Origin of the sequence: Methanothermobacter tenebrarum (assembly GCF_003264935.1) — an archaeon.
Lineage (GTDB): Archaea > Methanobacteriota > Methanobacteria > Methanobacteriales > DSM-23052 > Methanothermobacter_A > Methanothermobacter_A tenebrarum_A.
This window is the reverse complement of record NZ_QLOE01000001.1, coordinates 200890-213339: the sequence shown is the minus strand read 5'-3', so window position 1 is coordinate 213339 and position 12450 is coordinate 200890. Positions and strand designations below refer to the sequence as shown.

13 protein-coding genes are annotated in these 12450 nt (G+C 41.5%); 4 read left to right on the top strand and 9 right to left on the bottom strand.

The annotated features are described in order from the left end of the window. Genes vorB through gatE form a run of 4 tightly spaced genes read left to right on the top strand, consistent with a single transcriptional unit; the run spans position 1 to position 5648 of the window. Positions 1 to 1053: a 3-methyl-2-oxobutanoate dehydrogenase subunit VorB gene (gene vorB, locus DPC56_RS01295; RefSeq protein WP_112093247.1), complete on the top strand. Its 1053-nt coding sequence runs from the start codon at positions 1 to 3 to the stop codon at positions 1051 to 1053. Next, on the top strand, positions 1043 to 2485 hold the full coding sequence (locus DPC56_RS01290) for a 2-oxoacid:acceptor oxidoreductase family protein (protein WP_112093246.1): 1443 nt from the start codon (positions 1043 to 1045) through the stop codon (positions 2483 to 2485). The genes vorB and DPC56_RS01290 overlap by 11 nt, the downstream gene beginning before the upstream one ends. Next, on the top strand, positions 2475 to 3782 hold the full coding sequence (gene gatD, locus DPC56_RS01285; RefSeq protein WP_112093245.1) for a Glu-tRNA(Gln) amidotransferase subunit GatD: 1308 nt from the start codon (positions 2475 to 2477) through the stop codon (positions 3780 to 3782). The genes DPC56_RS01290 and gatD overlap by 11 nt, the downstream gene beginning before the upstream one ends. Before the next feature lie 6 nt (positions 3783 to 3788). Next, positions 3789 to 5648, top strand: coding sequence for a Glu-tRNA(Gln) amidotransferase subunit GatE (gene gatE / locus DPC56_RS01280; protein ID WP_112093244.1), 1860 nt, complete (start codon positions 3789 to 3791; stop codon positions 5646 to 5648). Positions 5649 to 6001: 353 nt separating this feature from the next. On the opposite strand, the gene DPC56_RS01275 is transcribed toward gatE, so the two are convergent. The 9 genes from DPC56_RS01275 to DPC56_RS01235 all read right to left on the bottom strand — a co-directional run bounded on the left by DPC56_RS01275 (position 6002) and on the right by DPC56_RS01235 (position 11774). Further along, positions 6002 to 6334: a DUF2304 domain-containing protein gene (locus tag DPC56_RS01275; RefSeq protein WP_112093243.1), complete on the bottom strand. Its 333-nt coding sequence runs from the start codon at positions 6332 to 6334 to the stop codon at positions 6002 to 6004. An 11-nt stretch (positions 6335 to 6345) separates the two neighbouring features. Next, positions 6346 to 7050: a glycosyltransferase family 2 protein gene (locus tag DPC56_RS01270; RefSeq protein WP_112093300.1), complete on the bottom strand. Its 705-nt coding sequence runs from the start codon at positions 7048 to 7050 to the stop codon at positions 6346 to 6348. Between the two features lie 68 nt (positions 7051 to 7118). Beyond that, on the bottom strand, positions 7119 to 7580 hold the full coding sequence (gene ribC / locus DPC56_RS01265; RefSeq protein WP_112093299.1) for a riboflavin synthase: 462 nt from the start codon (positions 7578 to 7580) through the stop codon (positions 7119 to 7121). Then, positions 7577 to 8446: an ATP-binding cassette domain-containing protein gene (locus DPC56_RS01260; protein ID WP_112093242.1), complete on the bottom strand. Its 870-nt coding sequence runs from the start codon at positions 8444 to 8446 to the stop codon at positions 7577 to 7579. Before DPC56_RS01260 ends, ribC begins: the two co-directional genes overlap by 4 nt. 52 nt (positions 8447 to 8498) lie before the next feature. After that, complete coding sequence (gene cbiQ / locus DPC56_RS01255; protein WP_112093241.1) at positions 8499 to 9266, bottom strand: cobalt ECF transporter T component CbiQ; 768 nt, start codon at positions 9264 to 9266, stop codon at positions 8499 to 8501. Between the two features lie 11 nt (positions 9267 to 9277). Continuing rightward, positions 9278 to 9562 (bottom strand): energy-coupling factor ABC transporter substrate-binding protein, encoded by a 285-nt coding sequence (locus DPC56_RS01250; RefSeq protein WP_112093240.1) that lies wholly within the window; start codon positions 9560 to 9562, stop codon positions 9278 to 9280. A 1-nt stretch (position 9563) separates the two neighbouring features. Next, positions 9564 to 10241: a cobalt ECF transporter S component CbiM gene (gene cbiM, locus DPC56_RS01245; RefSeq protein ID WP_112093239.1), complete on the bottom strand. Its 678-nt coding sequence runs from the start codon at positions 10239 to 10241 to the stop codon at positions 9564 to 9566. Between the two features lie 139 nt (positions 10242 to 10380). Then, the gene (locus DPC56_RS01240; RefSeq protein ID WP_112093238.1) at positions 10381 to 11211 is read right to left on the bottom strand and encodes a hypothetical protein; all 831 of its coding nucleotides are present in this window, start codon (positions 11209 to 11211) and stop codon (positions 10381 to 10383) included. Next, positions 11208 to 11774: a YIP1 family protein gene (locus DPC56_RS01235; RefSeq protein ID WP_245923806.1), complete on the bottom strand. Its 567-nt coding sequence runs from the start codon at positions 11772 to 11774 to the stop codon at positions 11208 to 11210. Before DPC56_RS01235 ends, DPC56_RS01240 begins: the two co-directional genes overlap by 4 nt. Positions 11775 to 12450: the final 676 nt, after the last annotated feature.

Below are 12450 nucleotides of genomic sequence, written 5' to 3'. Positions count from 1 at the left end.
ATGGCAACCCAGATGGTGAAAGGGAACACAGCAGTTATCATAGGGGCTATGTACGCCGGATGCGATTGCTACTTCGGATATCCGATAACCCCAGCCAGTGAAATACTCCACGAAGCCGCTAAATACTTTCCAATGGTCGGCAGGAAATTCGTGCAAGCAGAATCAGAAGAAGCGGCCATAAACATGGTATACGGGGCTGCCGCGGCAGGCCACCGTGTAATGACAGCATCATCCGGGCCTGGTATAAGCTTGAAACAAGAAGGAATATCATTCCTTGCTGGCGCAGAACTCCCAGCAGTCATAGTGGACGTAATGAGGGCCGGCCCAGGACTCGGGAACATAGGACCCGAACAGGCCGACTACACCCAACTAACAAAGGGAGGGGGGCATGGAAACTATAAAAGTATTGTTTTAGCCCCTAATAGTGTCCAGGAAATGTGCGATCTTACAATGAAAGCATTTGAACTCGCGGACAAGTACAGAACCCCAGTTATTGTGCTAGCTGATGCTGTCCTTGGACAGATGGCAGAACCTTTAAAATTCCCAGAGAAGGCCATAGAACATAAACCTGACACTTCATGGGCGGTCTGCGGCAACAAGGAGACCATGAAGAACCTTGTAACATCTATTTTCCTCGATTTTGACGAGCTCGAAGAATTCAACTTCTATTTACAAGAAAAATACAAGCAAATAAAAGAAAAAGAGGCAAAATACGAACCCTACATGTTAGATGATGCTGATATAATCCTAGTGTCCTATGGTATAAGTAGTAGAATATCAAGGACAGCCGTTGACATCACCCGAAAAGAGGGTATAAAAGTTGGACTATTCCGTCCAATAACACTCTCCCCATTCCCAGAGGACGAACTAGCCAAGTTAAGCGAGGACAACCCAAAGTTCATATCAGTGGAGATGAGCAACGGCCAAATGCTAGAAGATATAAGATTAGCAACAGGATGCCAGGACATCGAACTAGTTAACAGGATGGGTGGAAACCTAATCCAACTAAGAGAAGTGGTAAAAAAAATCAGGGAGGTAGCCCATGGCAGATGAAAGAATCATCAAAAAACCAAAGTGTATCCATGACATCTTCGAGAGAAAGGGTGGGAGCGCGCCCACAGCAACACACTATTGTCCAGGGTGTGGACATGGCATACTACACAAGCTCATAGGGGAAGCCATAGACGAACTAGGAATACAAGAGAGAACAGTCCTCATAAGCCCTGTTGGATGTGCAGTATTCGCATACTATTATTTTGATTGTGGTAATGTACAAGTGGCCCATGGGAGAGCACCAGCCGTGGGGACAGGAATATCACGTGCAGAAGACGATGCCATCATAATACTCTACCAGGGGGACGGGGACCTTGCATCAATAGGATTAAACGAGACAATACAAGCCGCCAACAGGGGAGAGAAAATGGCGGTATTCTTTGTTAACAATACAGTTTATGGCATGACAGGAGGCCAAATGGCCCCAACAACCCTTGTGGGCGAGCCCACCATAACATGCCCAGAGGGTAGAGATCCTAGATTCGCAGGTTACCCATTGCATATGTGTGAGTTACTCAACAATCTAGAAGCGCCTGTATTTATTGAAAGAGTTTCACTAGCGGATATAAAACATATTAGAAGGGCTAAAAGGGCTGTTAAGAGAGCCCTTGAAATACAACGGGATGGTAAAGGTTATGCATTCGTGGAGGTCCTCTCACCTTGCCCAACAAACTTGCGCCAGGATGCTGAAGGCGCTCAAAGGTTTATAAACGAAGAAATGGAGAAAGAATTTCCTGTTAAAAATTTCAGGGACAAAGCCGATGAGGTCGAACCCCTCAAGCGGGATAATAGCGATTTTTCCAAGGAAAGTCTTGACAGGATATTCCAAGTAGAGGAGTCGCTCCCAGAACCCAAAGACGACCCAGAATTTGGAGAAATTAAAGTGAAGATAGCCGGATTTGGCGGTCAGGGCGTGCTTAGCATGGGTTTAGTGCTTGCACAAGCGGCTTGCGCAGAATCCAAGCACGTGTCATGGTATCCAGCTTATGGTCCTGAGCAAAGGGGTGGAACTTCAAGCTGTGCAGTTGTAATATCAGGCAATGTGATAGGCTCGCCAGTAGTGGATGAACCAGACATACTAATCGCATTCAACCAACCTTCACTCGAAGAATTCGCCCACACAGTACCAGAGGACGGATACATCCTCTATGATTCCACAACAATAAAATACAAGGGCAAGGGTAATATCATCGGAGTTCCGGCCTTTAAAATCGCGAAAAGTGAAGGAGCAGAAAGGGCTGCTAACACGGTCATGTTAGGAGTTCTCATGGAATTAGGCCTCACAAAACTTTCAAAAAAATCATTCGAAGACGCTCTAAAATTCATATTCAGCGGAAAAGAGAAGATCATAGACATAAACCTAAAACTACTAAATATAGGTGCTAGATGGGCCCGAGAAAACATAATGGGGGGGCCTATAAATGGCCTATAAAGGGCTTGCAAAAAAATTACTCGAAAAAGAATCTATTAAAGTCGGTGACAAAATCCGCGTAAAAAAGGATAATATAAGCTATGATGGGATGCTACTTGACAGGCCAGAGGATGCTGATGACAAACACCTAGTACTAAAATTAGATAATGGCTATAATATTGGAGTGGAGATCGAAGATGCCAGGATAGAGTTGATAGAAGAAGGTTCAAAACCTGAGATAAAACTCCCACCAGTCGATGTTGAAAGAAATCCTGAACTACCAGACATATCCATAATATCAACAGGAGGCACTGTCGCATCAATCATAGATTACCAGACAGGCGCTGTCCACCCAGCATTCACTGCAGACGACCTTCTAAGAGCCAACCCAGAATTATTAGATATTGCGAATATACGCGGAAAAGCCATATTCAACATTTTAAGCGAAAACATGCGCCCGGAATATTGGGTTGAAGCAGCAAATGCCATAGCCAAGGAGATAGAAGATGGAGTCCAGGGCGTTGTGGTGGCCCATGGGACAGATACCATGCATTATACCGCGGCGGCGCTAAGTTTCATCCTTAAAACACCAGTACCAGTGATACTTACAGGAGCACAACGAAGCTCTGACAGACCATCATCTGACGCTCACCTCAACCTCATAAGCTCAGTTATAGCAGCGAAATCAGACATAGCAGAGGTCATGGTTTGTATGCACGCCAGTATAGATGATAGAAGCTGCCACCTACACCGGGGGACGAAAGTAAGGAAAATGCACACTTCAAGAAGGGACACATTCAAAAGCATAAACACCACACCCATAGCAGAAATCAAAGACGGCAAAATCAAAATCCTAAGGGAAGACTATAGGAAGAGAGACCTAGTAGAACTTGAAGTCAGGGACAAGATAGAACCAAAAGTAGCATTAATAAAAACCTACCCTGGTATAAACCCAGAAATATTAGAATATTACATTGACAAAGACTATAAAGGGATAGTTATAGAGGGTACAGGCCTCGGCCATTGCCCAGAGGATCTTATACCCGCCATTGAACGTGCAAATGAAATGGACATCATAGTTGCCATGGCCTCACAATGCCTCAATGGCAGAGTAAACATGAACGTATATAGTACTGGCAGAAGATTACTCGGGGCTGGTGTTATACCAGTAGCTGACATGCTGCCTGAAACAGCTTATGTAAAACTTGTATGGGCCCTTGGCCAGAGCAGCGACCCTGAGACCGTGAAGAGTATAATGCTTGAGAATATCAGTGGCGAGATCGAGGACAAATCTTCACTTAGACACTTCCAAGGGTGAAAAAGTATGGACTGGGACAAAATCGGGTTAAAGATGGGCTTGGAAATACACCAACAACTTGACAGCAAAGGGAAACTATTCTGTCCTTGTAAGTGCGAGTTAACAGATGAAGAACCAGAATATAATATAATGAGGAGATTGAGGCCCACACAAAGTGAACTCGGCAAAATAGACAGGGCAGCCTTCGAGGAGGCTAAGAGGAAGCTCAGGTTTTATTATCAGGCTTATTCTGATCATACTTGTCTCGTGGAAGCTGATGAAGAACCACCCCATCCAATAAATAGTGAAGCGTTAGAGATCGCAGTGACAATAGCATTACTCCTTAATATGAAGGTGGTTGACGAATTCCACACAATGAGAAAACAGGTAATAGATGGGAGTAACACTGGCGGATTCCAGAGAACAGGCCTAGTGGCCACAGATGGCTATGTTGAAACACCCCATGGGAGAGTAAAGATAGAAAACCTATGCCTTGAAGAGGATGCTGCAAGGAGAATAGAAGAAAGAGAAGATGGTATTGTCTTCCGCCTTGACAGGCTTGGCATACCACTCGTTGAAATAACAACAGACCCTTCTATCAAAGATCCAATCCAATTAAAAGAGGTGGCTTATCAGATAGGGCAGATACTCCGCAGCACCAAGGTTAAAAGGGGCATAGGAACCATAAGACAAGACCTTAACATTTCCATAAGGGATGGTGCAAGGGTCGAGGTCAAAGGAGTTCAAGACCTTAACCTAATACCCGAGATTGTTAAAAGAGAAGTTCAAAGGCAACTAAAGTTATTAGAGATACTTGAAGAACTCAAAAAGAGAAAAACAAAAGTCGAGGATAAAATATACGATGTAGGGGAGATTTTCAAGGATACCAGGTCAAAGATAATAAAAGGTGCTGAAAGCGTGCTCGCAATAAAACTAGAAGGTTTCGCCGGACTCATAGGCATGGAACTCCAACCCGACAGGAGGTTTGGAACTGAACTAGCAGATTATGCCAAGAAAAGGGGCGTGGCCGGCATATTCCACACTGATGAACTCCCAGCCTATGGTATAAGTAAAGAAGAAGTTGAAAAATTAAGAGAACACCTTAAAGCAGGTGAAGATGATGCTATAATAATCATAGCAGATGAAAGAAAAAAGGCAGAGGCAGCCCTAGAGGAAGTCGCATCAAGGGCTAGGATGGCCCTCAAAGGCGTTCCAGAGGAGACAAGGAAAGCACTAGAAGATGGTAACACTTCCTATTTAAGGCCATTACCCACAGCCAGTAGAATGTATGTGGAAACAGATATCCCTCTCTTCAAAATCGGCTCAGAGATGATCAAAAGGTTAAAAGAGAAGCTTCCAGAACTGCCTTCGGAAAAGAAAGAGAGGATAAAGAGAGAATATAATCTGAGTGAGGATCTGGCGTCCCAGCTAGTCAAAAAGGGCCTTGCAGAGGACTTTGAAAAACTTGCCAGGTTAGATGTTGAAAACACTCTAATAGCGTCATTACTCGCATACACCCTACAAGAGCTTAAAAGAGAAGGTCACAATATAGAAAATTTAAAACTTGAAGACCTTATTGGGGCTCTTAGATTATTAGAGGAGGGTAAAGTTTCAAAGGACGCCCTAAAGGAGATCATAGCATACATGGCGGATAAAAGAGTTGAACCACTCAAGGCAGCCAAGGAACTAGACCTCCTAATTTTAACTAGAGAAGAAGTAGAGAAGATAATCGAGGAAATTATAGAAGAAAAGGAAGAACTGATAAAAGAGAGGAAGATGGCAGCCATAGGCCCATTAATGGGGGAAGCCATGAAGAGATTAAGGGGAAGGGCTGACGGTCAGCTCGTAAACAGGATACTTAGAGAGAAGATAAAGGTAAAACTCTAACAGAGCTTTTTTAATATTTTTCCAGTTTATACCCTATGTATTCCCTCCTATATTTTTCTGATTGTTTCAAACCCTTTTTTCGCAATTTTTTGTAAAGTTTTTTATAAATAGTGAACGTTTAAGGAGAGAACCCTTTTGCACATATGCCCGTGTGGGGCCGCATCCTATGACTTCTATATTGTTTATGGAATACCTCTTGGGTGTTCCTTCGGCTCTGGATGTTAGAACGGTTACTTCATGCCTTTTTGATAATTGGAGGGCTTCATTGAACGCGCAAGCCTCCGCACCACCCCCCTTATATCGAATTCTCCAGTTTTTGGAAAGTATTCTGTTATTATCCCTATTTTCATGGTCTATTCGTCCTCTTCCGATTCTCTGAGTGCTAATTCCCTGACTAGTTTTGTTATTTCCATTTCAAGGTTCTCTATCATGATATATATCCTGAAGAGCAAGTAGTAGGCTCCTATTATCGCTAATATAAGGATCAGGTCCAGTCCCCTACCAATTCCCATAATATTTGCAATATATGATGTGACGTTGGGGCTAATTGAGATCACGATTAGAAAACCCCATGCTAGAAGCCAGAAGATGAAAGCAGTGGGGGATGTTTTACCCTCTTTGAACCTCTTTATGGATAATATCATCCCTATCAGACCTGTTAGTGTTCCTATAATCTGGTATAACACTCTTAGCACCCTTACAATCTTTTTAATATATTAATTATTAATTTAATCAATATTTTAATACCTACACTAAAGTTTGTACCCTTTGATATAGTCTCTGGAGTGTATATAGTTTTTATAGGAGCCTCCTTTAGTCTGAGGCCTCTTTTTTTGATTTCACTTATTATCTCAGATGACACACCATAACCTCTATCCTCTGTTTTGATCTTGGAAGCTGCTTTGCGGGTGAATGCTCGCAAACCGGATTGTGAATCAGAAACCCAAACACCATAAAATATTAGGGTTATTATGTTCATGAGAAAGTTTCCAATGTTCCTTGAAAGTGGCATTTTACTAAAATCTCTTTTACCAATAACAGCATCTGCTTTATTATCGATTAGTGGTTTGCAAACCCTTTCTATATCATCTGGGTCATGTTGTCCATCAGCATCAAATGTGACTATATAGGACGATCCCATGAAAAGGGCCGCCTCTATACCAGTTCTCAAGGCCGCTCCAAGTCCCCTGTTTATTATATGCCTATAAACGTGGACTCTATCATCATCTTTGAATCTTGTGAGGAGATGGGGTGTTGAATCAGTTGACCCATCATCTACAACAACGACAGTATAACCTCTCTTCTTTAGTTCGCCTAGAACCTGGAGTATTGTCTTTTCCTCGTTATATGCAGGCACGATAACTGTAACATCTTTTGGATTTACCCTTTTTTTCACTGCCATTCCCATTTTAAAGACCCTAGTGGAATCCCCCCATATTGGGAATCTATAAGTTGGAGGGTGTTTTTCTATTAGAGTGGGCCGACGTCTGGTTTGCCTTCTCTCATCCCCATGCCGGCTTCTCTGGTCAATTTTTCTGGTTTGAATAACATTTTTATAACATTCTGGGCATGTTCGCGGGCGCGGTTTTCTGCGAGTATTTTAAGGTCCTTTGGGTTGGATTCCTCGTCTTCATGGACGAATACTTCGATTATGTGAGTGTTTGTCATGAGCTGGGCTTGTATGAGTCCTGTTGAAGCTTCATGGGCGCATACTTTATCCTTTTCATCCGGGCCTGGCATCCCGAAGGCCATTACAATCTCACAGCCTTCTTCTTCGATCAATTTTTTACATGCTACTGGGAGGTCTTTGACACCTGGTACTGTTCTCCTTATAATCTTTAAGTCTGGGGCGTGCATTTTTAGTTCATCTATGGCGGCACTTGCCATGTCGTATCTTGCAAAGGTGGTGTCACATATTCCTATGCGTCTCATCTTCTCACCTTTGAATGGGATGGTGTCTCCATTAATTTCCATTTGTCTAGTAGTCTTCTTCTGGCTTCCCCAATGGTTAGAGGGTACGGTTTATTGAATGGTAGTTTATCCTCCTTTTCAAGTATTTCCACGAGGTGGGCTATCCTTGGGAGTCTTAGATTAGCTTCTCTTATGGTCTTAACATCCTTAAATACTTCCTTGGGTGTGCCTTCTTTAATTATCTTACCATTGCTTATGATGTATATTTTATCAGCATATAACGGTGCCATGTCAACGTCGTGTGTTGCTATGATTATGGTCATCCCCTCTTTGTTGAGATTGTAGAGTAGTCTCATTATATGGGATGCCCCCCTTGGATCGAGGCCGGAAGTGGGCTCATCTAATACCATTATCTTCGGGTTCATTGCTAGTATACCGGCTATTGCAACCCTCTTTTTTTCCCCGCCACTTAAGTGATGTGGTGGTTTATCTTCGAATCCTAGCATGCCAACTTTCCGCAAGGAATCTTTCACTCTCCTTTCAACTTCATCTGTTTCTAAGCCGATATTAAATGGGCCGAATGCTACATCCTCTCTTACTGTTGGGGCGAATAGTTGATCGTCAGGGTTCTGAAATACTATGCCCACTTTCTGCCTTACCTTCATAAGCCCCTTTTTAGTGTAATGGATGGGTTCGCCTTCTACTCTTATTTGCCCTTTTTTTGGTTTGAGGATACCATTAAAGTGTAGGAATAGGGTTGATTTGCCAGCGCCATTAGGGCCTAGTAAGGCTACTACTTGTCCTTTTTCCACTTTAAAATTGACATTTTTAAGAGCTATTGTCCCATCAGGGTACTCATATGTGACATTGACAGCTTCAAGTATCATTGTTCTCAACACCAAGAAGACGGATACTAACATATGGATTGTCTAAAAAAGTTTATATAATTTTTATAGTTCTTGTAAAGTATACTCCAAGGAGTAGTGTTATCTCGAAGGCTATTACTAATATGATCCATTTATTATCTGTTTCATGGATCTTCATTGTTGGGATTTCCCCATTGTAACATCTTGTCTCCATCGCCTGGTATACCTTTTCTCCTTGTAACCAGGACCTTATAAATAGGTTGCTTGCGAGCAGCCCCAAGGATTTTATAGAACTTTTGACGCTATTGTAGCCTAGTCTTGTCTCCTGTGCATGGTACATGGTGGATGCTTCTTCAAGGAAAATGAATATCATCCGGTACATTAGGAGAGCTATCTCAATTATGATCCTGGGCACTTTTATCTTCTCTAATTGTTTGAATATCTCGTTAATGGGTGTTGTAAGCGAAATGAAAGCTAAGCAAGTGAAACCGCCCATTATCCTCGAAAATGTTAGGAATCCTGTGTGGAGGCCGTCCAAGTACACTCTAAACCAAGAGAATCCTATAGATGATGGTTCAGCCCCGAAAAATAATGCCATTAATATTAATGTTAAAAATCCGAAAGCGGATGGTACGCTGATAAATTTTAAATAATAGCGTGATGGTATCCCTGCAACCAATACGATTGTAAGCGACATTATAATTGCTACCATAATTGGGATTATAGGGGAAGGCGACAGCAGAGATAATATCATCGTGAGGATACCCCAGGATAGTTTCACCCCTGGGGGTATCCTGTTAAGATTATTATGATAGGCATAAAGGTCTGTTGAAATGTTCATTCTACCCAGCTCTAGGATGTTTTCTGCCTGCCTTTATAATAGCCGAAAACGTATCCAATTATCAGTGCTCCTATAGCCGCTTGAACAGCGAATATTAGACTCTCTATTTCACCACTTGGGGGCTCCCATATGGGCTCAAACCATGGCTTGTAGCCGGTTTCTTCTATAACTTGACTGGCTTTATCATCCGCACCCCCAAAGTAGCCTTGTTCTTCTCCAAGGCCACTATAGATCAGGAATGGTATGATGCAGATTAAGGCAACGATTATAAGCATTATGATGTGCCTTTTCTCCATGCTAATCACCTACGCTTGTTGGTTTTCTAATTAGTAGGCTTAGTTTTTCTGTGATGTCTGGTTTCAATTTTAAGATGTTTTCAAACACCACTACTGTGAGTAATCCTTCAGCTATCCCAAGGGGTATCTGGGTGTATGCGAATATTAGCATGAATTTTGAAGTTGCTATCATCACATTAGGTATTGGGAATGCTAGGGCTAGTTGGAATGATGTTGTTACATATGTCATGACATCGCCTATGAATGCTGCCAAAAATACTGCAATGGAAGTTGGCAGGTTTAATTTTAGGGATCCTTTGTATGTTAGCCATGCGAATACTGGGCCTATTATACCCATCGAGAATATGTTGGCTCCTAGTGTTGTTAATCCTCCGTGGGCTAGTAAGAGTGCTTGGAATATGAGTACTATGGCTGCCATTACTGATGTTATCCATGGGCCGAATAGTATTGCTCCTAATCCATTTCCTGTGGGGTGTGAGCAGCTTCCTGTGACTGATGGCATTTTAAGGGAGGATAGTATGAATATGAATGCTCCGCTCACGGCCAGTAGTGGTTTTGATTCTGGGAGTTCATCTGCTACTTTTTTTATTCTTGTTATACCGTATATGATAACTGGTAGGGAGATTGCATACCAGAGTATGCACCATTGCCATGGTAGAAAGCCTTCCATGATATGCAAGAATATCACCATCTTTTATTTTTTTTAAAGTAAACTTGAATAAGATTTTGGGTTGGATATCCTATAAATATTTTTCCCCTATTTCAAGAATAGAAATTAGGTCCAAACATAAAAAAAGGAAAGTTTAATGTGAGGGTACCTATCGTGGCTGTATTGGCATCTGGAAAGTGCCTATGCTCACACCACCAAGGCCAACCCCACATATTATCTCTAATTTTTCAACAGAGGACTTATAGGGCTTTGTTTCAATTTCGAGGTAAGTTGTGGTGTTCTTTATAACATGGAAGCTGTTTGGTTTAAATGTGACTCCTCCACTGTCAACATTTGCTATTATCCTAAGGGGGATTGATGGGTCCATTGGAGCTATTGTTATACCACCTATGGTAACATTTGCAATTATAGAACCATTACCCTTGAATTTTGGGTTTAAAACCGCTATATAGAATCCTCCAGTGTTCACGTTCATTGACAAGTTCTTGAATGTTGTTTTATCGATTAACAGCGCCCCGCCACCAGCATATTGGATTGTTGAATTTATATTATCAACCTTTGAATTGTTTCCAAGGATTATTGCAACTCCACCAACCTTGCTCCTAGTAGTTACATTGTATGTATACTTATTTGATAATAGGATGTTCGCGGAACCCTTATCCAACATTATATTAACGTTGAGGGTGTCGCCTTCCACTGTATAATTGACTTTAGGCTTCGCATCCCCAAAGCTTCTTTCGGTTTCAATAGTATAAACAGAATCCGTGACATTCCTAAATTCTACACCCACGCCCGAAGCATTGGATTCCACGCTTATATTAACCTGCTTTATACCTGATACTTGGCTCTCATTTAAGGTGAAAGTATCCTTGATAACATTTTCCTCTGCTGGTTTGAAGAGTGGTGCCGCCACTGCTGTTAAAAATGCCCCTACGAGTATGATTATGATTATAACACTAAAAAATTTCTCGGCATTCATTGTAAAACCCCCACGAGCATCATCAACCCTATTATTATAAGGGCTGGTATTCCAAGGACCGATAAGAATGATCTCCCAAAACCGATCCTATGTTCGATGTTCACAGCTGCTGACCCAATTATAATGGCCCAGATGTACATTATGGTGAACAGCATAGTTGATGTGAAAAATGTCCCAGCTAGTATTAGGGTCATTAGAGCGAATATTCCAAGGATGAATGGTGCTGCTGAAAATCCCATGAGCTTAATGGTGCTTTCAAGGCTTCCTTTTCCTTTAAAGACAAAAACTGCGACAATATGTGAAACTATGGCCCATATTATGAGTTTTACCAGTGCTATTACTGTGACTATCACGGCGAAGGCTATTGGGAAGATTATCCACACTCCGGTTATGGCTGATGCCACTCCACCTAACATGAAACCAAGGAATGCGCACATGAAAATGTAAAAGTACAATCCTTGGTTTTCCAAATTTTTATCCTTCACAACCTTAAATGTTTCTTCTGGGGATATCATAACCCTCAAAAGATCCTTGGAGAAATTCATCATTTTTTTCAGGATCAAAGACACGACCTCCACAGTTACTTTACCATCTTTTAGATGGGTTAACCTCCTATTCTCTTCCTATTTTACCTTTAAAGAAATTATGAGAAATTTTCTATCTTTTCTTTTTATCACCCCCCACAAGTAGGGTATTTAGATTTTCAACAATTTTTATTTGATTTCAATCTTTATTCAATTTTTCGTTTTCCAAGGTCTTTATGAATTTTCTTTTGTTGTCTGAAAAAGAGAACTTCTTTTGTATCTCTTATTCTATAAATTCTTGGATGGTTTTAAGTTTTTTGCTATTAATCACTTTTGACTGAGTAGGCTTTTCCACCCCTTGAAGGTATATAATTTCTGTTCTAAGACGGTTATTGTTGCTCTGTAGACATTTAATAATCTCTTGAGTGGTAAAAACATGTTGAGGGGTGTGTTTGAAATCGAAAGCTTATTTTTAATTCTTATAAGCTTGAAATTATCATACGTCTCTTTGAGGTTATTTCCAGTTGAAAGTACAGTCACTTCACGGCCTTTTCTTGATAATTTCTTAGAGATATTAGGGTGATTTTCCACTCCATTTCCTCTTGGTGGGAAATATGGGGTGTTATCAACAATATCGTGCTAAAATGCAAGATTGAGTATTGAAGCAATAGAATATCCACCCCCCTTTTAGCCTATAAATTCTGTTTAATAACGA

Excerpts from the sequence above, each read along its gene's own strand:
- vorB (WP_112093247.1), top strand. The coding sequence starts at position 1 with ATGGCAACCCAGATGGTGAAAGGGAACACAGCAGTTATCATAGGGGCT.
- DPC56_RS01290 (WP_112093246.1), top strand. The coding sequence starts at position 1,043 with ATGGCAGATGAAAGAATCATCAAAAAACCAAAGTGTATCCATGACATC.
- gatD (WP_112093245.1), top strand. The coding sequence starts at position 2,475 with ATGGCCTATAAAGGGCTTGCAAAAAAATTACTCGAAAAAGAATCTATT.
- gatE (WP_112093244.1), top strand. The coding sequence starts at position 3,789 with ATGGACTGGGACAAAATCGGGTTAAAGATGGGCTTGGAAATACACCAA.
- DPC56_RS01270 (WP_112093300.1), bottom strand. The coding sequence starts at position 7,050 with ATGGCAGTGAAAAAAAGGGTAAATCCAAAAGATGTTACAGTTATCGTG.
- ribC (WP_112093299.1), bottom strand. The coding sequence starts at position 7,580 with ATGAGACGCATAGGAATATGTGACACCACCTTTGCAAGATACGACATG.
- DPC56_RS01260 (WP_112093242.1), bottom strand. The coding sequence starts at position 8,446 with ATGATACTTGAAGCTGTCAATGTCACATATGAGTACCCTGATGGGACA.
- cbiQ (WP_112093241.1), bottom strand. The coding sequence starts at position 9,266 with ATGAACATTTCAACAGACCTTTATGCCTATCATAATAATCTTAACAGG.
- DPC56_RS01250 (WP_112093240.1), bottom strand. The coding sequence starts at position 9,562 with ATGGAGAAAAGGCACATCATAATGCTTATAATCGTTGCCTTAATCTGC.
- DPC56_RS01240 (WP_112093238.1), bottom strand. The coding sequence starts at position 11,211 with ATGAATGCCGAGAAATTTTTTAGTGTTATAATCATAATCATACTCGTA.